The organism is Actinomadura miaoliensis, from assembly GCF_039536785.1.
In the GTDB taxonomy this organism is placed as follows: Bacteria; Actinomycetota; Actinomycetes; order Streptosporangiales; family Streptosporangiaceae; genus Spirillospora; species Spirillospora miaoliensis.
This window is the reverse complement of record NZ_BAAAZG010000081.1, coordinates 32,040-52,940: the sequence shown is the minus strand read 5'-3', so window position 1 is coordinate 52,940 and position 20,901 is coordinate 32,040. Positions and strand designations below refer to the sequence as shown.

General features: G+C 71.4%; 20 protein-coding genes and 1 pseudogene. 13 read left to right on the top strand and 8 right to left on the bottom strand.

Annotated features, from left to right (window positions below; all coding sequences use genetic code 11):
- Nucleotides 1–26: 26 nt before the first annotated feature.
- Nucleotides 27–845 carry a polysaccharide deacetylase family protein gene (locus ABD811_RS41870; protein WP_344958989.1) on the top strand — a complete coding sequence of 273 codons (819 nt, stop codon included), beginning with the start codon at nucleotides 27–29 and terminating at the stop codon, nucleotides 843–845.
- A gap of 29 nt (nucleotides 846–874) precedes the next feature.
- Here the strand turns inward: ABD811_RS41870 and ABD811_RS41865 are convergent, their stop codons facing one another.
- From ABD811_RS41865 to ABD811_RS41855, 3 genes are all read right to left on the bottom strand, one after another.
- The gene (locus ABD811_RS41865) at nucleotides 875–1,330 is read right to left on the bottom strand and encodes a hypothetical protein (RefSeq protein WP_344958987.1); all 456 of its coding nucleotides are present in this window, start codon (nucleotides 1,328–1,330) and stop codon (nucleotides 875–877) included.
- Nucleotides 1,331–1,333: 3 nt separating this feature from the next.
- The gene (locus ABD811_RS41860; protein ID WP_344958985.1) at nucleotides 1,334–1,900 is read right to left on the bottom strand and encodes a hypothetical protein; all 567 of its coding nucleotides are present in this window, start codon (nucleotides 1,898–1,900) and stop codon (nucleotides 1,334–1,336) included.
- A gap of 283 nt (nucleotides 1,901–2,183) precedes the next feature.
- Nucleotides 2,184–2,561 (bottom strand): ArsR/SmtB family transcription factor, encoded by a 378-nt coding sequence (locus ABD811_RS41855; RefSeq protein WP_344958983.1) that lies wholly within the window; start codon nucleotides 2,559–2,561, stop codon nucleotides 2,184–2,186.
- 89 nt (nucleotides 2,562–2,650) lie between these two features.
- Between ABD811_RS41855 and ABD811_RS41850 the strand changes: the two genes are divergently transcribed.
- The gene (locus ABD811_RS41850; protein WP_344958981.1) at nucleotides 2,651–3,937 is read left to right on the top strand and encodes an MFS transporter; all 1,287 of its coding nucleotides are present in this window, start codon (nucleotides 2,651–2,653) and stop codon (nucleotides 3,935–3,937) included.
- Here ABD811_RS41850 and ABD811_RS41845 read toward each other — a convergent pair.
- Nucleotides 3,907–4,734 carry an alpha/beta fold hydrolase gene (locus tag ABD811_RS41845; RefSeq protein WP_344958979.1) on the bottom strand — a complete coding sequence of 276 codons (828 nt, stop codon included), beginning with the start codon at nucleotides 4,732–4,734 and terminating at the stop codon, nucleotides 3,907–3,909. The genes ABD811_RS41850 and ABD811_RS41845 overlap by 31 nt on opposite strands.
- 205 nt (nucleotides 4,735–4,939) lie before the next feature.
- Here ABD811_RS41845 and ABD811_RS41840 point away from each other — a divergent pair, with 205 nt between their 5' ends.
- The 5 genes from ABD811_RS41840 to ABD811_RS41820 all read left to right on the top strand — a co-directional run bounded on the left by ABD811_RS41840 (nucleotide 4,940) and on the right by ABD811_RS41820 (nucleotide 8,935).
- Complete coding sequence (locus ABD811_RS41840) at nucleotides 4,940–6,232, top strand: sensor histidine kinase (RefSeq protein WP_344958977.1); 1,293 nt, start codon at nucleotides 4,940–4,942, stop codon at nucleotides 6,230–6,232.
- Nucleotides 6,233–6,245: 13 nt separating this feature from the next.
- Nucleotides 6,246–6,893: a LuxR C-terminal-related transcriptional regulator gene (locus ABD811_RS41835; protein ID WP_344958975.1), complete on the top strand. Its 648-nt coding sequence runs from the start codon at nucleotides 6,246–6,248 to the stop codon at nucleotides 6,891–6,893.
- Between the two features lie 221 nt (nucleotides 6,894–7,114).
- Nucleotides 7,115–7,552 (top strand): hypothetical protein, encoded by a 438-nt coding sequence (locus tag ABD811_RS41830; RefSeq protein WP_344958973.1) that lies wholly within the window; start codon nucleotides 7,115–7,117, stop codon nucleotides 7,550–7,552.
- A complete protein-coding gene (locus ABD811_RS41825; protein ID WP_344958971.1) occupies nucleotides 7,549–7,857 on the top strand; it encodes a winged helix-turn-helix domain-containing protein in 309 nt (102 codons plus the stop codon). Before ABD811_RS41830 ends, ABD811_RS41825 begins: the two co-directional genes overlap by 4 nt.
- A 115-nt stretch (nucleotides 7,858–7,972) precedes the next feature.
- On the top strand, nucleotides 7,973–8,935 hold the full coding sequence (locus ABD811_RS41820; protein ID WP_344958969.1) for a hypothetical protein: 963 nt from the start codon (nucleotides 7,973–7,975) through the stop codon (nucleotides 8,933–8,935).
- Nucleotides 8,936–9,093: 158 nt separating this feature from the next.
- Here ABD811_RS41820 and ABD811_RS41815 read toward each other — a convergent pair whose 3' ends face one another.
- A complete protein-coding gene (locus tag ABD811_RS41815; RefSeq protein WP_344958967.1) occupies nucleotides 9,094–9,855 on the bottom strand; it encodes an enoyl-CoA hydratase/isomerase family protein in 762 nt (253 codons plus the stop codon).
- Nucleotides 9,856–10,041: 186 nt separating this feature from the next.
- Here ABD811_RS41815 and ABD811_RS41810 point away from each other — a divergent pair, with 186 nt between their 5' ends.
- The 3 genes and pseudogenes from ABD811_RS41810 to rho all read left to right on the top strand — a co-directional run.
- On the top strand, nucleotides 10,042–10,782 hold the full coding sequence (locus tag ABD811_RS41810) for a hypothetical protein (RefSeq protein WP_344958965.1): 741 nt from the start codon (nucleotides 10,042–10,044) through the stop codon (nucleotides 10,780–10,782).
- Between the two features lie 94 nt (nucleotides 10,783–10,876).
- On the top strand, nucleotides 10,877–11,179 hold the full coding sequence (locus tag ABD811_RS41805; RefSeq protein ID WP_344958963.1) for a hypothetical protein: 303 nt from the start codon (nucleotides 10,877–10,879) through the stop codon (nucleotides 11,177–11,179).
- Between the two features lie 367 nt (nucleotides 11,180–11,546).
- Nucleotides 11,547–12,725, top strand: a pseudogene (gene rho, locus ABD811_RS41800) (transcription termination factor Rho); the annotation flags it as partial.
- A gap of 10 nt (nucleotides 12,726–12,735) precedes the next feature.
- Here the strand turns inward: rho and ABD811_RS41795 are convergent.
- On the bottom strand, nucleotides 12,736–14,244 hold the full coding sequence (locus ABD811_RS41795; protein WP_344958959.1) for a serine/threonine-protein kinase: 1,509 nt from the start codon (nucleotides 14,242–14,244) through the stop codon (nucleotides 12,736–12,738).
- A 164-nt stretch (nucleotides 14,245–14,408) separates the two neighbouring features.
- The gene (locus ABD811_RS41790; protein WP_344958957.1) at nucleotides 14,409–15,992 is read right to left on the bottom strand and encodes an acyl-CoA synthetase; all 1,584 of its coding nucleotides are present in this window, start codon (nucleotides 15,990–15,992) and stop codon (nucleotides 14,409–14,411) included.
- Nucleotides 15,993–16,301: 309 nt separating this feature from the next.
- Between ABD811_RS41790 and sigE the strand changes: the two genes are divergently transcribed.
- Both sigE and ABD811_RS41780 read left to right on the top strand, forming a co-directional pair.
- Nucleotides 16,302–16,847, top strand: a complete 546-nt coding sequence (gene sigE / locus ABD811_RS41785) for an RNA polymerase sigma factor SigE (protein ID WP_344959101.1) — start codon at nucleotides 16,302–16,304, stop codon at nucleotides 16,845–16,847.
- A gap of 255 nt (nucleotides 16,848–17,102) precedes the next feature.
- Complete coding sequence (locus ABD811_RS41780; protein WP_344958955.1) at nucleotides 17,103–17,654, top strand: YceI family protein; 552 nt, start codon at nucleotides 17,103–17,105, stop codon at nucleotides 17,652–17,654.
- 59 nt (nucleotides 17,655–17,713) lie between these two features.
- Here the strand turns inward: ABD811_RS41780 and ABD811_RS41775 are convergent, their stop codons facing one another.
- On the bottom strand, nucleotides 17,714–19,072 hold the full coding sequence (locus ABD811_RS41775) for a sensor histidine kinase (protein WP_344958953.1): 1,359 nt from the start codon (nucleotides 19,070–19,072) through the stop codon (nucleotides 17,714–17,716).
- 334 nt (nucleotides 19,073–19,406) lie between these two features.
- Here ABD811_RS41775 and ABD811_RS41770 point away from each other — a divergent pair, with 334 nt between their 5' ends.
- Nucleotides 19,407–20,888 (top strand): glutamate-cysteine ligase family protein, encoded by a 1,482-nt coding sequence (locus ABD811_RS41770; RefSeq protein WP_344958951.1) that lies wholly within the window; start codon nucleotides 19,407–19,409, stop codon nucleotides 20,886–20,888.
- Nucleotides 20,889–20,901: the final 13 nt, after the last annotated feature.

Below are 20,901 nucleotides of genomic sequence, written 5' to 3'. Positions count from 1 at the left end.
AGCTTGTGGGGCAATTCCAACTCAACATGACTTCTCGGCGTAGGGCACTGTGGCTGTTGGGCGCGGCCGGTCTCGCGGCCCTCAGCGCCGACGGCGTCCGGCAAGGCGCGGCATCCACCCGGAAGGCCGCCCCACCGCCCGACCAGGTCGCCCAGGGCCGGCCGGTCGTCCATGCCACTCCTACCCCGACGCCGACCCCTACCCCCCGCCCGCCCGCCTGGACGCAGTCCCCGCTCACCGCGGTCAAGACCCCGATCCGCGAGCTGACCGACCTGTCCCCGGCGCCGCCGCCGAACACGATCGCGCTCACCATCGACGACGGCCCGCACCCCGTGTACACGCCGAAGGTGCTCGACGTGCTCGCCGAGCACCAGGTCACCGCGACGTTCTTCATCATCGGCGAGCAGGTCAAGGAGTTCCCCCGCCTGGCCCGCCGCATCGCCGACGCCGGCCACCAGGTGTGCAACCACACCATGACGCATCCGCTGTCGATGACGAGCCTGTCGTCCAAGCGGCTGCGCAAGGAGATCGGCGAGGCGCACGACCGCATCGCCCAGGTGACCGGCATCGTGCCGACGTTCTTCCGCTCCCCCGGCGGCGCCTGGTCACAGCGCGTCCTGGACATCACCGCCGAACACGACATGCTGCCGGTGGACTGGGCCGTCGACCCCCGCGACTGGACCCGTCCCGGCGTGGCCCGCATCCGCAGGACGCTCGTCGGCTCCAAGGCGGGGAACATCATGCTGTGCCACGACGGCGGCGGCGACCGCTCACAGACCGTGGCGGCGCTCCGCAAGGCCATTCCCGCCCTGAAGAAGCGCGGCCTGACGTTCGTCGCCCTCTGACCGTCCGCGCAGAGTGCAGGCGCGGTGTTTCAGGGGACGGGCACGCTTTCTCGGGCGGGCGTCCTGATTCGGCGGCGCACCCGGACGAGAGCGAAGACGAAGAACGCCGCGCCGACCAGGATCATGAGCGCGATGGAGATCCATTCACGCGACCCGTCCGGGCCGTAGACGCGGCTTTCCCGGCCGATGTCGAAGGCCCTGGTCCGCTCGCCCTCGTGAAGCGAATTCCGTCCGCTGCCGTAAAGGGAGACGTCCGCTCGTCGGATCGTCCCGTCGTCGGAGCGGAATTCACCCGTCCAACTGCAGCTTTCGTGCCCGGGATGACTTATGCACTGCAGCCGCTGCGCCGTGAACATCCCCGGGGTGCCGTCGGCTTTCGCGGCCCGGACGGCGGGGGCGACATTCGGCACGCTCAGGTAGAGCAGATACGCCCCCGCCAGCAGCAACAGCACGGTGCCCAGGTGGGACGGCCGCCGACGGGCCATCCTTTACCGTCCCGCTTCGACCGCGCAAGCGCAGCGCATGCGCGCGCGTTCGGCGGAGTTCGGCTTCCGGTGCAGGTACATCGCGACCACCATGGGCGCGAACACGATCGCGTTGTAGAAGAGATGCAGCTCGACGCGGGGGATCAGGAGCTGGATGATGCTCGTCGGGGCGGCGCGTCCCGCCAGGTAGGAGCCGGTGATCGCCTGGATGAGCAGCAGCAGGTGTTCGAAGTGGTGCCAGACCTGGATGCCCAGCGAGATGTTCCACCACGTCCTCGACCTGCCGGTGAAACCGGGCCGCAGCAGTATCAGGCCGATGAGCATGACGAGCGCGTAACCGTAGTGCATCCATTCGGACGTGACGAGCCACGGGAACGGCAGGCCCAGAACTCCCCGCGCCTCCTTCAACGGCCAGCCGAGCGCGTAGAGCTGGATGGCCTGGGCGATGTGCTCGGCCCAGTGCGCGATCACGACCACCATGAACAGGCTCAGCGCGCCCCGATGGTAGCGCCTGTTGAGAGGGCCGAGGCCGGTCTGGAAACGACTGGCCGGGGCCGTGCCCACCGCCATGCTTGGACCTCCGTGCACGGTCGATAATCCGACATACGCGTTCCATCCAAAGGCGGCGTCGGCGGGCTGGCTACTTCCTTCGTGCGCACCTGTGCCTTACTTCACCGCCGGCCTGCTCTTTTCATAGAACGCGCACGGCCGGATTTCACTGATCCCGCGCAATAACCGCGCCCCGTGACGCCATATCGGCTCGTCCGCAAAAGAGCCGCGCCCGCCGCGACGACCGGCGAGCGCCACGTCCGTGTCGCGTCAGTGGAAGGGGCGCGTTACTGGAAGGAGAGGGTCAGGCGTCGGGCGGGGTCCAGGCGGCCACGAGGGCGAGCAGGCCGGGGAAACGGGCGTCGATGTCGTCGACACGGACGTGGCTGCGGCGTTCGAGGCCGTACTGGCGCTGGCGGATCAGCCCCGCCTCGCGCAGCGCCCGGAAGTGGTGCGTGAGCGAGGACTTGGGGCGGTCGAAGCCGAACCAGCCGCACGGGTGGTCGAACTCCTCGCGTTCGAGCAGCAGCCTGCGCACGATCTCCAGGCGCAGCGGATCGCTGAGCGCCGCCATGACGCGGTCGAGGCGCAGATCGGCGACGTCCGGTTCGGGCAGCGGGTCCGGCAGGTCCGGCGGTGCCGGGACGTCGACGAACGGGCCCGGTGACACGACCGACCGCATGCGGCCCTCCTCGGCACGACTCAACCCTTGTACGAGTTCTATCGTACTACATGCTAAGTTCGAGAAAAGTCGTACAAGGGAGGTTCCTCATGGCCGAGACGACGCTCGCCCGGGGACGCGCCGGGGCGGCGCCCACGCGGTGGGTGTGGCTGGCGGCCTGGCCGGTGACGGCGGTGTTCGTGCTGTCGAACGCGGCCACGCCGCTGTACGTGCTGTGGCAGCGCGACATCGGCTTCTCGCGCGGCACGCTGACGGTGGTCTTCGCCTGCTACATCGCCGGGCTGCTGGGATCGCTGCTGGTCTCCGGCGTGGCCGCGGACCGGCTGGGACGCCGTCCGGTGCTGCTGCCCGCGCTCGCCCTCGCGGTGACGGCCTGCCTGGTCTTCGCGACCGCGTCGTCGGTGGCCGCGCTGGTCGTCGCGCGGCTGTGCACGGGCATCGCCGTGGGCGCGGTCGTGTCCGCGGGCATGGCGGCGGTGACGGACGTGGCGGGGCCGAACCGCCACCGGCTGGCGGCGCTGCTCGCCTCGTGCGCGATGGTGCTCGGCGCCGGGCTCGGCCCGCTGCTGGCCGGCGTGCTGTCCGAGACGCTCCCCGCGCCCACCGTCACCGTGTTCGCCGTGGAGGCGGTGCTCCTGGTGACGGCGATCCTGGTCGTGTGGCGCATGCCGCTGCCACGTGACGCCGCGTCCGCGGCCGGCGGCTCCTGGGTGCGCGTGCCGAGGGTGCCGCGCGGCGACGGGTGGCGGCTCGCGCTCGGCGTCGCGGTGTTCGCGCCGGGCATCACCGCGACGTCGTTCGTGCTGTCGCTCGGCCCGTCCCTGCTGGCCGGCCTGCTCGGCACGACGAGCCGGATCGTCGCCGGACTGACCGCGTTCGTGATGTTCGCCGCCGCGACCGGCGTGCAGTTCGCGGTGCGCGGCCTGCGCGGGCACGTGGTGCTGGCGGCCGGAGCGGTGAGCACGACGCTCGGCATGGTGTCGCTGGCCGTCGCCGTGCACGCCGCGTCGGTCGCCGCGCTGGTCACCGCCGCGCTTCTGGCGGGAGCGGGCCAGGGCATGGGGCAGCTCGGCGGGCTGTCGCTGCTGAACTCCAGCGTCCCGCCGCGCCGCCTGGCCGAGGCGAACGCGGCGTTCAACGTCGGCGGCTACGTCCCCGCCGGGCTGCTGCCGGTCGCGTCCGGCTACCTCAGCGACGCCGTGGGGCTGACCACCGGCGCGACCGTCTTCGCCGCCGTCCTCGCGGCGCTCGCCGTCGCCGGCGGAATCTGCGTGCTCCTGCGCCGTGCGGTCACGTTGCCCGCAGCCGCCTCATCACGGAGGAACACCGGCGTGCGGGGCGGCGGTCAGTCCCCCAGGAAGGCCAGCAGGTCCTGATTGAACTTCTCCTTGTCGCCCGGCACCAACGCGATGCCGTGCGAGCCGCCCTCGTACACCTTCAGGGTGGCGTTGGGGATGATCTCGGCGGCCTTGCGGCCGGTGGCTTCCACGGGGACGATCTGGTCGTCGTCCCCGTGCACCACCAGCGTCGGGACGTCGAACTTGCGCAGATCCTCGGTGAAGTCGGTGCGGGCGAACGCGTCCACGCACTTCACCCCGGCCTGGACGTTCTGGTGCATGGCCATGAACCAGAACGCGTCCTGGTTGCCCTGGGTGGCCCTGGTGCCGGGACGGTTCGCGCCGACGAACGTTTCCGCCGTCTCCCTCCAGAACTGCGAGCGTTCGGTGAGGATGCCGTTCTTGATGTCCTCGAAGACCTGCTCGGGGACCCCCTCCGGGTTGTCCGGCCCCTGGATCATCAGCGGCGGGATCGCCGACAGCAGCACCGCCCTGGCGACCCGCCCGGTGCCGTGGCGCCCGACGTAACGGGCCAGCTCACCGCCGCCCATCGAGTGCCCCACGAGCGTGACGTCGCGCAGGTCCAGGGCGTTGACCAGGTCGTTGAGGTCGTCGGCGAACGTGTCGAAGTCATAGCCGTCGAACGGCTGGCTGGACCGGCCGTGCCCGCGCCGGTCGTGGGCGATGCCGCGAAAACCGTTGTCGGCCACCAGCTTCATCTGGTCGTCCCAGGCGTCGGCGTTCAACGGCCACCCGTGGATGAACAGCACCGGGCGTCCCGACCCCCAGTCCTTGTAGAAGATCTCCTCGCCGTCGCGGGTCCTCACATGCGCCATCGTGCCGCCTCCCAAGTTCCGACGCCCGCGACCGATACCCCGGCACGGCACCCACCAGACGAAAGCGGAGGTCTAGATACCTTTGCGGTCGGTGGCGTGGCGCGCGGTGCACCTAGGTACACCCCCTGTTCGGGGCTCGGAGACACTGTGCCGACGGCCGTCCTGCCGGACACTTGAGTCCAGACGGCGATGCGGAGGGATTCCGGTGGACGGCGAACTGATGCGAGGCACCCGGTGGGCCCAGTGGGCCATGGCGCCATGGCGTGGGCTGTGGACGTGGCTGCTGTGGGTGCCCGGCATAGCGTTGCTGGTGGTGCTCAACAGCGCGTTGTCGCTCATCCCCGTCGGCGTGGGACTGCTGCTGATGACGCCGCTGCTGGCGATGGCCCGGTCGCTGACCGACGTCTACCGCAGAGAAATCAACAAATGGACGGACACGCGGATCGAGCGCCCCTACCTGCCCGAGCCCGAGCCGGAGCCGGGCGTCATGGGGCAGCTGCGGCGGCTCTGGGCGCTGGTGTCCGATCCGGCCACGTGGCGTGACCTGCTGTGGCTGGCCGCCGACCCGCTCGTGGGGGCGTTCACCGCGGCGCTTCCCGGCCTGCTCATCCTGTACGGGGTGTGGGGCTGGATGCTCGCGGGGGGCATGGCCGACGTCATCGCCGTCCACGGCGGCGAGGACTGGTACGGCTTCGTCCATATCGGCGGCTCGCGTGCCGTCGACGGTTCCGTGGAGGTGGCCACCGCGGTCCTCGGCACGGTCTTCATCGTCGTCGGCTTCCTGACCGGCCCGAAGCTGCTCAACGTCTACGGGCGGTGGGGGCGGGTGCTGCTCGGCCCCACCGAGGCGTCGCGGCTCAAGCTGCGCGTCCGGCACCTCACCGAGACCCGGTCGGACGCCGTGGACACCTCCGCCGCCGAACTGCGCCGCATCGAACGCGACCTGCACGACGGCGCGCAGGCCAGGCTCGTCGCCATGGGCATGAGCCTCGGCGCGATCGAGCACCTGCTCGACAAGGACCCGGAGAAGGCCCGCGTTCTTTTGGCCGAGGCGCGCGAGTCGTCGGCGACGGCGCTGCGCGAGCTGCGCGACCTGGTGCGCGGCATCCACCCGCCCGTGCTGGCCGACCGGGGCCTGGCCGACGCGGTGCGCGCCCTCGCCCTGGACCTGCCGCTGAAGGTGGAGACCGACATCGAGCTGGCGGGACGTCCCGAACCGCCGGTGGAGTCGGCCGCGTACTTCGCCGTCTCGGAGATCCTCGCCAACGCGGTCAAGCACTCGGGCGCCCGCCAGGTCTGGGTGGACATGCGGCACGACGGCGGCATGCTGCGCGTCACGATCACCGACGACGGGCGGGGCGGCGCGTCCCCGGAGAACGGCTCGGGACTGCGCGGCATCGAGCGCCGACTCGGTACATTCGACGGCGTCCTCGCCCTCAGCTCGCCCGTGGGCGGCCCGACGATCGTGACGATGGAGCTGCCGTGCACGTTGACGTGAGCGTGGCCCGCTGATGCGGGTGGTGCTCGCCGAGGACCAGGCTCTCCTGCGGGAGGGCCTGGTCAGTCTGCTGGAGGCCGGCGGCCTGGAGATCGCCGCCGCGGTCGACAACGGCCCGTCGCTGCTCAAGGCGCTGCTGGAGCACCGTCCCGACGTGGCCGTCGTGGACGTGCGGCTGCCGCCCTCCTTCACCGACGAGGGACTGCGGGTCGCGCTGGAGGCACGCCGCCACGTCTCCGGCCTGCCGGTGCTCGTCCTGTCGCAGTACGTCGAACGGCTGTACGCGCGCGAGCTGCTGGCCGACGGGACGGGCGGCATCGGCTACCTGCTGAAGGACCGGGTGTTCGACGCCGCCCAGTTCGTGGACGCGGTACGGCGGGTGGCGGCCGGCGGCACCGCGATGGACCCCGAGGTCATCTCGCGCCTGGTCGCCCGCGGCGCCGACGACGACCCGCTGGCCCGGCTGACCCCCCGCGAGGTGGAGGTGCTGGAGCTGATGGCGCAGGGCCGCTCCAACGCCGCGATCGCCCAACGGCTCGTCGTCACCGAACGCGCGGTCGTCAAGCACACCGCCAACATCTTCGGCAAGCTCGGCCTGACGGTGTCCGACGACGACAACCGCCGCGTCCTGGCCGTCCTCACCTACCTCGACAGCCGCTGACCTGTCGCGTCACCCCCACCAGCCGTCCACGAAGACCCTGCTGACCTGCTGACCTGCTGACCTGCTGACCTGCTGGGCTGCTGGGCTGCTGGGCTGCGCCCGATCGCAGCGACCGTCCCCGGTGAACCGAACCCGTCCAGCCTGTTTCCACCCGAGCATCTACTTGCCACTCTGGAAAGTACTTGCCATACTGAGACCAGTCGACAAGACGGGGAGGCACGATGATCGGCGAGATGAACCCGGCGGGCGCGGCGGCCGCGCTGGAGCAGGCCGAGCGGCTCGGCACGGCGGTGCGGCGGCACGGCCGCTGGCTGGTGCGGTACCAGCTCGGCTACGGGGTGGCCTCCTTCCTGGTGGTCCTGATGCTCGGGGTGATCGACGGGCCGATCGGCATCGGCGTCAGCGTGGGCGTGTGGGGCGTCGTCATCACCCTCCTCAGCGTCTACGCCGCACGGCAACCCGTCGCGCACCGCGGCATGGCCCGGGCGCACAGCTTGATGATCGCTACCTGGGCGGCGCTCTACGGCCTGGTGCTCTCCGTGGGTGTCACGTGGTTCGACGGGCGGCTCGCCTGGTGGCTGCCGGGGGCGGTGGTGGTCGCGTCGCCCGGACTGGTGTCGGCCTACCTGACGCACAAGCGCATCGCGGAGGCGTCGTGAACCATCCGCGCCACGACCTGGACGAGGTCATCCACGCGCCGGTGCGGTTCTCCATCGTGGCGGTGCTGGCGGCGGCCGACAAGGCCGAGTTCGCGTACGTGCGCGACACCGTCGAGGTCAGCGACTCGGTGTTGTCCAAGCAGGCCGCGACGCTGGAGAAGGCGGGCTACATCAAGGTCACCAAGGGATTCGTGGGCAAGCGCCCCCGCACCTGGCTGTCGCTGACCGCACGCGGACGCGAGGCGTTCGCCGCGCACTGCGCGGCACTGCAGGCCATCTCCGAAAGCGCACGCGCGTCCGCCTGACCGCCCGGACCGTAAATTTTGCCAGGCAGAACGGGCCCCGCCGCGGTTTCGGGCTGTCGCGGCCGGCAGATGGTGCACTATCTTGCAGGCGAGATAAGCCCTTTGGGGGGCCGCCATGACCGCGATCCTCGTCCTGCTCTGCCTGGCGATCGCCGGCCGCGAGCTGTATCTGGCCTTCGAACGCAGGCGTCCGTCGTCCGCACCAGAGATCGCCGACATCCGCACCCAGCTGTCGGCGCTCAAGCACACCCGCGACGACCTGACACGCCTGCGCACCGACGTCGACCGGCTCACCGACGGCCACACGACCCACGACCAGGCGCTGCAGGACACCGACGCGCGCATCCGCTCCCTCATCGCGCAGATCAACGACCGCATGCTGCCCGAGGTCACCGCCCGCCTGACGGAACAGCGCGAGACCGTCGACCAGCTCGCCGGCGAAGTCGCCCGCCTACGCGGCCACCTGGTGACCCGACTCGACCAGGCGGTGGCCGCCTCCCTGGGCGCCGACCCGGTGGACACCGTCGCGGGCACCCTCACCCCGTCGCGCCCCGACCTCGCCGACGCCTACGAACGCTTCGCCCACCACCTCGGCCTGCGTGTCGAACTGCGCACTCCCCTGGACGACGGCACCCGCTACTACCTGTCAGGCCGCAGCCCTCGCGCCTTGGAACGCGACTTCTTCGACCTCCTCCACACCCTCCGCACCACCCCTTTCGACCGCCATGCGCTGCAGGCCGCCGACAAGACCTCGCCTGGACAACATGACGGCAGGCAAACGGCCCGGGACGGAAATCGAGAGCCGCTGGAAGCCGCCGCGGACGACAGACGTTCTCCGAAGCCATCGCTGCAAGCCGCCCGTGACATGCTGACCTGCCTGGGCTCGTTGGAGCCCGGGGGCATGCAACTGGGGCCGCTGGTCGTCGTGCGAGATCGAGACGGCCTCCTGTGCGGTGTCCTCTCGCTAGCCGAATTGCGCCAAGGCACGGTTGTCGACACGCTGCACGACCTCCCCACAGCAGCGGCCCAACTCCGGCAACTCCCCCAGGGACGCTCCTGCCACCTCCCCACCCCCTGAACAGGACACCCCAACACCGCCTACCGAGACGACCACCCACCACGCCAGGTGCGTTCCGGGTGGGCGTGGGTTGGCTGAGGGGCACGGGGGGTCGGCTGTTCTGCGCCCGTGCCGCCGGCTTCAGGGGCTCGGCCGCGATTCGGCGTCGGTGTTGTGCTTCAGGAGGGCGGGGTCCAGGTGAACTGAGGGGAGCGGTTCTCGAGGAAGGCGGTGACGCCTTCGTCGGCTTCGCCGGAGGTGGCGGCTTCCGCCTGCCAGGTTCGCGTCAGGTCGTCGACGGGGTCGCCGATGGCGGCGGCGTCGACGACCTGCTTGGCGGCGTGCTGGGTCAGCAGGGAACGGGACGTCAGGGTCGCGGCGAACTCGGCCACGCGGGCGTGCACGTCGCCTGTGACGACCTCGTTGAGGAAGCCGATGCGCAGGGCGTGGGCGGCGTCGACCAGGTCCGCCGAGTAGAGGAGGTACTTGGCGGCGGACGGGCCGATCAGGCGGACGAGGCGGGCCGTGGCCGAGGCCGGGTAGACCAGACCGAGCCGGGCCGGGGTGATGCCGAACCGGGCGGACGAGGCGGCGAAGCGCAGGTCGCAGGCGGCGGCGAGCTGGCAGCCGCCGCCGACGCAGAAACCTTCGATCGCGGCGATCGTGGGCTTCGGAAAGGCGGCCAATGCCGTTTCGGCCACCGTGGACGGGTGGCCGCGGTGGCGGGCGTCGGTCAGCTCGGAGATGTCGGCGCCCGCGCAGAAGTCGCCGCCCGCGCCGGTGACCACGACGGCGCGGACGGCAGGGTCGGCGGCCAGCCCGTCCAGCAGGCGGGGCAGCTCCAGCCACATGGCGCGCGTCATGGCGTTGCGCTTGTCCGGACGGTCGATAGTGATCGTGCCGACGCCCGCGGCGGCGTCGACGGCATGGCGCAGTCCCATCCCTCCCCTTCCGTGTCGCCCCGGGCAATCGTACGGATCCCGGGGTTCGGCTCCGCCTCCGGGACGAGGCCCGTTCTCCCGTCGTCCACCTGAGGGGGAGTCGTAAGACACCCCTTACGAGGGAGGACCGGACCGGCGCCGAGGCGGATCCTTGAAGGACGGGCGGCCCAAGGAACGGAGTTCGTGGTGCCTCACAGCACACGCGTCTTCTCGACGATCCCGCTGGACGCCCCCCTGACCGCGGCTCCCAACCAAACCGGCGCCAAGGCGACCAACCTCCCCCAAGCCGCGACGGCGGCCGCGCGGCGCCCGGCCGCGCTGCACCGGGGCCGGACACGAGGCCAGGACGCCCCGCACATCGCGGCCGCCGAACCGGCGGCGCCGACGCTCACCCCGCCCGCGTCTGCGTCGGCCCCACCGACCCGCGCCCCGGGCGAGCTGCCGCCGCGTGAACCGCCGCGGCTGCGAACCCGCTGGGCGCAAAAGCTCGACGCGCGGCTGGCGTGGACGGCCAGGCGGCGGCTGACGGTCGCGGGCGCGATGGCACGCCCCAGACTCGTGCGCGCGCTGCGGTTCGACGAGCTCACGGCGGCGCTCCAGGGCGGTCCACTCCCCGCCGACCTGGAGCGTCTCCCCTTCCCGCCGGGCACCGCTCCCCTGCCGGCCGTGTTCCGGCTGGCAGGGGAGCGGATCGTGGCGGAGGCCGCCCCCTCGCGAGACGGCGCGCGTCCCGCGGGCGGCGGCCGGGGGACCGGGCCGGCGCATGCCGGCCCGGGCACTCCCCCCTCCGGATCGGTGCTGAGGGTGGACGCGCTCAAGCCGTCCCCGACCGCGTACCTGCCCTCCTTGACGGGGGTCGTGGCCGAGCTGGCAGCCCCCTGTCGCACCTGGCGATCCTCGCCCGCGAGACGGGCGTGCCCACGGTGACCCTGCGCGGCGCCCTGGACCGGGACGGCGACACCGGCCGCCTCGAAGCCCTGTCCCCCGTGCCCGAGCGCCTCGCTGGAGAGGAATCGGTGGCGTGAGGGGGCTGCGGACGGGCGTCTACGCGGGCCTTGGCCTGATGGTGACCGCCACGGGCGGATACGTGGTGGTCGACCTGGTGCGCTGGAAGTGGCAGTGGGCGCTGATGGCGGCGGAGTTGCTGCTGGTCACCCTGATGTTGTTCGTCGCGGTCGCGGGGGCTCGGCGGCTGGCGCGGATAGAGCGGGGCCTCGCCGAGACGATCGAGCGACTTTCGGCGCGGGAGCCACCAACCGCCGGAACGCCCCTGGCACGCTCGGCGGCGGAAGCGGGTGTGGGGCTGGAGGGGGCGGGTGGGTGATCTTCGTTCTGGTCGGTTCCTAGGGGCACGGGGAGAGATGGGCGCCGTCGTGGCTTGGCGGGCTGCTTCAAGGGAATGCGGGCGGGGCGGCGTGTGCTTTAATGAGTGACACGACTTGCGTTGTCCGCCTGAGGTTCATTCGGCGGCACCAGCGATCTTCCCCGCCCGGGCCTTCTGAGTGTCCGGTGTTCGTGTTCAGCGGCCCGATCCGACGGGCCGGTTCCTCCTTCCGCTCCCGTAGGTGCGTAGGACCGAGATGACGGGAGCCGTCTCCGGGTGACGCGGCCTGTGTGCCGGCGCGCACCCAGAAGGGAACTTCATGCCCTCCACCGCGACGATCACTACCGAGCGCACGTCCGTCGCCGAGCGGCGTCCGGCGACGCCCCGCACGGCGAGGCGGACGCGCGCCCCCAGGCAGACAGAAGACCAGCCGGGCGTCTCGTTCCAGGGCGTCCTGGACGTGCGCGACAAGCACGCGTTCGTGCGGACCACCGGCTACACGCCCGGCCCCGACGACGTGCACGTCCAGCTCGCGCAGGTCAAGGCCCACCACCTGCGTCCCGGCGACATCGTGTCCGGGACGGCGCGGCCGCCCCGGCAGGAGGGCCGCGACAAGCACCCGTCCCTGGTCGAGGTGCACAGCGTCAACGGCGTCTCCCTCCAGGAGGCGGCGCGGCGGCCCAAGTTCTCCGAGCTGACGCCGCTGTTCCCGAACGAACGGCTGCGCCTGGACACCGGCGCCATGGCCACGCGCGTCATCGACCTGGTCGCGCCGATCGGCAAGGGGCAGCGCGGCCTCATCGTGTCGCCGCCCAAGGTCGGCAAGACGATGATCCTTCAGGCGCTGGCCCACGCCATCTCCGTCAACAACCCCGAGTGCCACCTCATGGTGCTGCTCATCGACGAGCGGCCCGAAGAGGTCACCGACATGCGGCGGTCCATCCGCGGCGAGGTGCTGCACTCCACGTTCGACAGTCCCGTCGAGGAGCACGTGAACCTGGCGGAGCTGGCCGTCGAACGGGCCAAGCGGCTCGTCGAGCAGGGTCTCGACGTGGTGGTGATGCTGGACTCCATCACGCGCCTGGGGCGCGCCTACAACCTGCTGGCGCCGTCCAACGGGCGCGTTCTGGCGGGCGGTGTGGCGACGAGCGCCCTGTACCCGCCCAAGAAGTTCTTCGGGGCCGCACGCAACATCGAGAACGGCGGCTCCCTGACGATCCTCGCCACGGCGCTGGTCGAGACCGGTTCCCGTATGGACGAGGTGTTCTTCGAGGAGTACAAGGGCACCGGCAACATGGAGCTCAAGCTCGACCGGGGCCTGGCCGACAAGCGCGTGTTCCCCGCCGTCGACGTGGAGGCGTCCGGTACGCGGCGTGAGGAGCTGCTGATGTCCCCCGAGGAGCTGGAGCTGTCCTGGCGGCTGCGCCGGGCCCTGCAGGGGCTCGATCGGCAGCAGGCCGTCGAGGTGCTCATGGAGAGGATGAAGGGCACCTCGTCCAACGCCGAGTTCCTTCTGCGCATGCGGCAGGGCGACGTCGCCGCCTGAGCGCCGGCATTCACTCCGTCTGGAATGTTCTGAGGATGTCTCCGTAGAGGCGTTGGCTCGGCGTCCAGCGTGAGCCGGGGGCGAAGAAGGAGAACTCGAAACCGGCCGTGCGGGTGCGCAACACGTGCATCGCAGCCGTCTCCCCCCAGGTGAACTCCCATTCCGCGGCACGCCTGACGACGTCGGGTGCCGCTTCCAGGCGAATCCTCCGGTAGCCGGGGAACTCGTCCGTCGCCAGGGCCAGTCGTTCCGCGGCGCGCAGGCCGCTCAGCGGCTCCCCGGAAACGGGCATGATGCTCAGGCCGCGTTGGGCGAGCGGGTCGATCCACTGCACGACGGCCCCGTTGCGTTGGCGCGTCCAGTCCTTTGGCACCGCGAGGCTGTATCCGTCGCTCTCGTGGTAGCGGACGGTGCGCGGCAGGGTCGCGGCCGACGCTGATCCCTGGAAAGGCGCCGCGGGCGCTGCGGGCAATGCGGCGGTGTCGTGTCCGGCCATCACGGCGGCGTCGGTCTTCTCCACGGTGTGCCACCGGGCCGCCATCGCCCCCATCGTCACCATCGTGACCGCGCACGCCGTCACGAGCCCGACACGTGGCCGGGTGCCGAAGATGGCGGCGGCGCTTCGTGCGGGCAACGCCCCTCGCAGGGCGGCCCACAGGTTTCTTCCCACGCGCAATGTCACCGCGTTTCCGTCCGGGCTGCGCGCGCATCGCAGCATCCATGCCGTCTCAGCCGGGGAGAGACGTTCCTCCGGGTTCTGACGCAACAGTCCTTCGATGACGGGCGCCAGCGGACCGGCGCGCCTGGGCGGCTCATACTCGCCCAGCAGGACCGCCACCATGGACGCCAGCGCGTGGCAGCGCAGGAACGGCGAATCGCCCTCGACCGCCGCGTACAGCGTCGCGCCCAGCGACCACATGTCCGACGCCTCGCTGCCCCGGTCCCCCCGCACCCGCTCGGGCGACAGGTACGCGGGCGACCCCTGGATGCCCGACACCAGCGTGTCGGCGTCCCGGCCCCCGTGCAGGTACACGGCCAGGCCGAAGTCGGCGAGCAGGACCCGGCCGTCGTCGCACAGCAGCACGTTGCTGGGCTTGACGTCGCAGTGCAGGATCCCGGCGTCGTGCGCGGCGCGCAGCACCGACAGCACGGCGTAGCCGATGTCGGCGGCGCGGCGCGGGCTGAGCGGCCCGTCCTCGGCGATGACGTGGTGCAGCGACCGGGCCCGCAGGTACTCCATGATGATCCAGGGACGGCCGTCCTCGATGACGACGTCGTGCACCACGACCACCCCGGGATGCCGCAGCGCCGCCGTGGCGCGCGCCTCGTCGATGAGCCGCCGGCACATCACCCGGCGTTCGCCGAGCGTCAGTCCCTCGGGCAGCCGCACCTCCTTGACGGCCACGTCCCGGTCGAGCATCTCGTCGTACGCACGCCACACCGTGCCCATGCCGCCCCGGCCCACCACCGAGAGCAGGTGATACCGCTGCGCGAGCGGAATCCACCGATCTCCCCCCATGGGGTGGTTATGCGCGCGAACCGCACCAAGGCATTCCCCCTGCGCCGGAAGGATTTTTTGACCGGTGTCCTACCCGGAGAACCGCCTCCATTGCCGTTATCATTGCCGTCCCGCGCAATGGACGATCCACGCAAATGTGACTTACAAGGCGGCCGTTCGAAAGGCTAGGAAGCCTTGTCGGCGAGTACGCTCCGCGCCCACTTGTAGTCGGATTTGCCGACGGCGGTGCGCCGCACCTCGTCCACCAGCGTGAGGCTGCGCGGCAGCTTGTACCCGGCCAGGCGGCCCCGGCAGTGCTCGACCAGTTCCTCCAGCGTGGGCGACGTGCCCGGACGCGGCGAGACGACCGCCGCCACCCGCTGCCCGAACCGCTCGTCCGGCACCCCCACCACCACCGCGTCGTACACGTCGGGGTGGTCCTTGAGCGCGACCTCGACCTCCTCCGGGTACACCTTCTCGCCGCCGGTGTTGATGACGAGCGAGCCGCGGCCGAGCAGCGTGATGGTGCCGTCCTCCTCCAGCACCGCGAAGTCGCCCGGCACCGACCAGCGCACGCCGTCGGCGTCGGTGTGGAACGTCTCCGCCGTCTTCTTCGGGTCGTTGTAGTAGCCGAGCGGAATGTGGCCGCTGCGCGCCAGCCTGCCGATCTCGCCGGGCCGCACGGGCTTCATGTCGTCGCCGAGCACGGTGATCCCCGGCTTCATCTGGAAACGGGCCGTGCCCTCCTTGGACCCGACCGACGGCCCGCACGCGCCGGTCTCGGACGCGCCGTAGTTGTCGAGGAACACGATGTTCGGCAGGTGCGTGGTCAGTTCCTGCCGGGCGGCCTCGGTCAGGGGCGCGCCGCCAGAGGCGATCGCGAACAGCGACGAGGTGTCGTGACGGCCGGTGGCCAGCTCGCGCGCGACGGGACGCGCCATGACGTCGCCGACGAGCATCAGCACGTTGGCCTGCTCCTCGGCCAGCAGCTCCAGCGCCCGTCCCGCGTCGAACGCGTGGTCGGTGTAGAGCACGACCTTGGCGCCGCTGAACAGCCCCATGAGCGCCACCCACTGCCCGGCGCCGTGCATGACGGGCGCGCAGTCCAGCACGGCCATGGGCGGCTGCTCGGCGTTGGCGGCGAGCTCCTCGGGGCTGCCGACGGGGTCGCCCAGGACGTTGCCGCCGCCGAGCGCGCCGAAGAAGATGTCCTCGCAGCGCCACTCGACGCCCTTGGGGTACCCGGTGGTGCCGCCCGTGTACATGATGTAACGGTCGTCGCCGGACCGTTCGGGGAACGTGCCTTCGGGCGCGTCCGCCAGCGCCTTCTCGTACTCCACGGCGCCGGAGACCTCGCCGGTGGAGCCGTCCTCCAGCACCACCACGTGCCGCAGGTCGGGCAGGTCGGCGCGGATCTCCTCGACGCGGGCCAGCAGCGAGCGCTCCCCGATCAGCGCGACGGACCGGGAGTCGCCGAGCACGTGCCGCAGCTCGGCCGCGACGTACCGGTAGTTCACCGGGATCGGCACGGCCCGGATCTTGTAGGCGCCGAACATGCTCTCGAGCCACTCGGCCCGGTTGTAGGCCAGGATCGCCACGTGCTCGCCCGGCCGCACCCCCGCCGCCGCCAGGTGCAGGCCGACGCGGGACGCACGTTCGTCCAGCTCACCGTAGGTCCGGCGGGCCCGTCCCGCCACCAGGGCCGGGCGGTCCGGCCCCGCCTGGGCCAGGATTTCGAGCAGATCGGCCAGGTTGTAGCTGCGCGCCATGGCACTACCTCGCGGACTCGGGGATGAACGAGCTCCTGTGTCTCGATCATCCTTGGCGGCGGCCGGACGCTCAACAGTTACTGACATTTCGTCCAATGAGATCGGTCACAGGGCCGGGATGTACGATCCGTCACACCGGCGTTCGCGGCGATCCGCATCATGCCTCGTCAACGCCCCGTTCACCCGGTCTGTACGGGCGCTGCCACATCCGGCCACCCCCGGCGTCCTTACGCGGCTCTTATCTGGGCACCGGCATTCTTGACCGTAACGATTTGGCATCAGACGGGGGTAGTGGTGAGCGCAGGCGCGATGGCGTGGACGCCTCCGACGTGGGAGGAGATCGTCAACGAGCACTCCACGCGGGTGTTCCGGCTGGCGTACCGGCTGACCGGCAACCGGCACGACGCCGAGGACCTGACCCAGGACGTGTTCCTGCGGGTCTTCCGGTCGCTGTCCTCCTACAGCCCCGGCACGTTCGAGGGCTGGCTGCACCGCATCACCACCAACCTGTTCCTCGACCGCGCCCGCCGCAAGCAGCGCATCCGCTTCGACTCCCTCGGCGACGACGCGGCCGAGCGCCTGCAGGGCCGCGAGCCGAGCCCCGCCCAGTCCTACGACGAGCGGCACCTGGACGCCGACATCCAGAAGGCGCTGGACGCGCTGCCCCCCGAGTACCGCGCCGCCGTGGTGCTCTGCGACATCGAGGGCCTGACGTACGAGGAGATCGCCGTCACCCTGGGCGTGAAGCTCGGCACCGTCCGCAGCCGCATCCACCGGGGCCGCGCCCAGCTGCGCGCCGCCCTGGAGCACCGCCGCCCCGCCGACGCCACCGTCCCCGCCGTCACCTCTTCCTGACCCGTCCCCCGGCCACGGCGCGCGTGTCAGCGCTCGGCCGGCGAGAGGGAGATCGCGCCGTACGGGTGTCGTCGTGTTCGGCGCGGGCGAGCCGTGGCGCGGCAGGATGTGCGCGAGCCCCGCCAGCCCCCGGGCGAGATCGTCGCGCAGGGTGACCTCCAGCGTCATGCCGAGCGGCGTGGTCGTTTGACAGCGCTTGAAGGCTCAACTAATGTCGGCCACATCGTTGAATCTTCAAGCACTTGGGAGTCCGCCATGAGCAGCACCGCGACCGTCGCCCCGGGCCTGACCGCCGGGACCTGGAACATCGACCCCGCCCACTCCGAGGTCACCTTCAGCATCCGGCACCTGATGACCAAGGTGCGCGGCAGCTTCACCGAGTTCTCCGGCGCCGTCCAGATCGCCGAGGAGCTGGCCGAGTCCACCGCGACCGCCGAGATCAAGATGGCCTCGCTGGACACCCGCAACGCCGACCGCGACGCGCACGTGCGCTCCTCCGACGTGCTGGACGTCGAGAACCACCCGACGATGACGTTCGCCACCAAGGGTGTGCGGGCCGAGGGCGGCGAGTACCTGCTCGACGGCGACCTGACCATCCGGGGCGTCACCCGTCCCGTCACCCTGACCGTCGAGTTCCACGGCGTCGGCGAGGACCCCTGGGGCGGCACCCGCGCCGGGTTCTCCGCCACCACCACGATCAACCGCAAGGACTGGGGCATCGAGTTCAACGTGCCGCTCAAGGGCGAGGGCGCGCTGCTCGGCGACAAGGTCGACATCCAGCTGGAGGTGCAGGCCGTCCGCGCCTGAACCCCGCTCGTCACCGCGACGCGTTCAGGGCCGTCCACGATCCGTGGGCGGCCCTGAACTCATTCCGGGGGCCGGCCCTGCTCCAGCGGCATGCGGAGGGCGAAGCGGGCGCCGCGGGGCCAGTCCTCCACGCGCAGCGACCCGCCGTGCGCCTGGGCGATCTCACGGGCGATCGCCAGGCCGAGGCCGGTGCCGCCGGCGCCGCGGCTGCGGGCGCTGTCCAGCCGGGTGAACCGCTCGAAGATCCGTTCGCGGTCGACGTCGGGGATGCCCGAGCCGTCGTCGGTGACGCGCAGCAGCGCCGTCGTCCCCTGGCGGGCCACCTCCACGTGCACGCGGGACGCGGCGTAGCGCTCGGCGTTGTCCAGCAGGTTGCCCAGCAGCCGTTCCAGCTGCAGGCGCACCCCGCGCACCCGCACGTCCCGCGCCAGGTCGGTGGTCACCTGCAGCCGCGAGGAGCGCCGGGCCAGCTCGGCGGTGGTCAGGTCGGCCAGGTCGATGGTCTCCTGGACGGCGCCGCCGGTGCCGATCCGGGCGAGCAGCAGCAGGTCGGTCACGATCGTCTGGAGCCGGTCGATGTCGCGCAGCGCCGACCGGATCGCCGCCCGCAGGTCGGTGTCGTCGGGGTGCATCGCCGCGTCCTCCAGGTTGGCCCGCAGGCCGGCGATGGGGGTGCGCAGCTCGTGCGAGGCGTCGGAGGCGAACTGGCGCTGCCGGCCGACCGCGCGCTCCAGCCGGTCGAGCGTCTCGTTGGCGGTACGGGCCAGCTCGGCGATCTCGTCCTCGCCGGTGGGCTGCGGCACGCGGCGGCTCAGGTCGGTGGCGCTGATCTCGGCGAGCTGGGTGCGGATCTGCTCGACCGGGCGCAGGGTGCGGCCGACGATCCGCCAGGTGATCCAGGCGGACGCCGCGGTCAGCGCCAGCACGACGGCGGTGAGCGCCGCCTCCAGCAGCCCGTTGACCAGGTAGCCGGGCAGCGGCCGGGCCGCGTACACCACCACCGACTCGGGCGCGGTGTCGACCCGGATCGCCTCGATGACCATGCACCGCGGCAGCCGGGGGTCGCCCGGGCACTCCACCATGTCCTGGACGCGCTGGTCGGGGGTCGGCCATGTGCGGCTCAGCCGGGGGTAATGGGCGGCCGCCCGGGTGGAGTCCAGGATGTGGCCGCCGGGCCCGACCACCTGGATCAGCACCCGGCCGCCGGTCTCGTCCGGGATCTGGCCGGACAGCGCCCCGTCGCGGACCATGGCGCTGATGCGGCGCCCGGCCAGCTGGGTCTCCTGCAGCAGCCGGTTCTTGGTGGAGGCGCGCAGCACCAGGTCCATGCCGGCGGCGACGAGGCCGAATGCCACGGCGGCGAGCACGGCGGCGACGAGCGTGTCGCGTGCCCGAATGGACCTGGGCCGCAGCCGCATGAAGCTCCCCTTGATCACCGCACCGCGGACGGCCCGTCCTCCTGCGGACGCGTCCCACTACAGAGTGTCACGAACCTCCGGATCCGCGTCCGGCTCTCGACCCAACGTACCGCCGCGGGTCCCGGCGGACCCGACGGGCCGGACCCACACGCCATGGCACTGACCAGGGTAAATACCCACAGGACGAGGAAAACCGATCCGTCGGGCGCGACCGGTCCGCCACAGCGAGCACTTTCCAACCGATACGCCTGATTCCGGTTCAGATGGTTTCACGAGCGGTTATATCGGACATCCGCATGATGGACACGCCGAGCGACATCTAGGGCGGACACACATGGGCAGGGACGTGGCAGCGGCCAGGATCAGCGGCGAGGACCGGCGCCGGTACCGGGAGAAGGTGCGGCGCTGTCTGGACGTGCTGGCGCGCATGCTGGGCGAGTCGCAGTTCGAGTTCGAACGCCCGCACATCGGAATGGAGATCGAGCTCAACCTGATCGACGGCTACGGCGATCCGCAGATGCGCAACGCCGACGTGCTCAAGGCGATCGCCGATCCCGCCTGGGCCACCGAGCTGGGCCAGTTCAACCTGGAGATCAACATTCCGCCGCGGACGCTGGGCGGCGCGGGCACCGGCGAGCTGGAACACGAGGTGCTCGGCCATCTGGAGCACGCCGACGCGCGCGCCCGCGAGGTCGGCGCCGGGCTGGTGATGATCGGCATCCTGCCCACCCTGCGCCGCTCGGACATCGGCGAGGAGTCGATGTCGGCCAACGACCGCTACAAGATGCTCAACGACCAGATCTTCGCCGCCCGGGGCGAGGAGATGCGCATCGACATCGACGGGCCCGAGCCGCTGCGCATGCACGCCGACTGCATCCTGCCGGAGGCGGCGTGCACCAGCGTGCAGTTCCACCTGCAGGTCAGCCCGGACGAGTTCGGCGCCTACTGGAACGCGGCACAGGCGATCGCCGGCCCGCAGGTGGCGCTGGCGGCCAACTCCCCCTTCCTGTTCGGGCACCGGCTGTGGGACGAGACCCGCATCACGCTGTTCGAGCAGGCCACCGACACCCGGCCGGAGGAGTTGAAGGCGCAGGGCGTGCGGCCGCGGGTGTGGTTCGGCGAGCGCTGGATCACCTCGGTGTTCGACCTGTTCGAGGAGAACACCCGCTACTTCCCCGCGCTGCTGCCGCTGTGCGACGAGGAGGACCCGCTGGACGTCCTGGAGCACGGCGGCATCCCCCAGCTCGGTGAGCTGATGCTGCACAACGGGACGGTCTACCGCTGGAACCGTCCGGTGTACGCGGTGGTCGAGGGCAGGCCGCACCTGCGGGTGGAGAACCGGGTGCTGCCCGCCGGTCCCACGGTCGCGGACGTGATCGCCAACGGCGCGTTCTACTACGGCCTGGTGCGGATGCTGGCCGAGGACGAACGTCCCGTCTGGACGCGCATGTCGTTCGGCACGGCCGAGGAGAACCTGCACCGGGCCGCCCGCAACGGCATGGACGCCCGCCTGTACTGGCCCGGCATGGGCGACGTCCACGTGAGCGACCTGGTGCTGCGCAGGCTGCTGCCGCTGGCGTACGAGGGGCTGGACCGGTGGGGCGTCGACCCGTCCCGCCGCGACCGCCTGCTCGGCATCATCGAGCAGCGCTGCCTCACCAGGCGCACGGGCGCGCGCTGGCAGGTCGAGACCGTCCGCGCGCTGGAGGAGAAGAACGGCGTCGCGCGGCCCGAGGCGCTGCGCGAGATGGTCCGCGGCTATGTGGACGGGATGCGTTCCAACGAGCCCGTCCACACCTGGCCCGTCGCGGCGTGACCCGCGATCGACA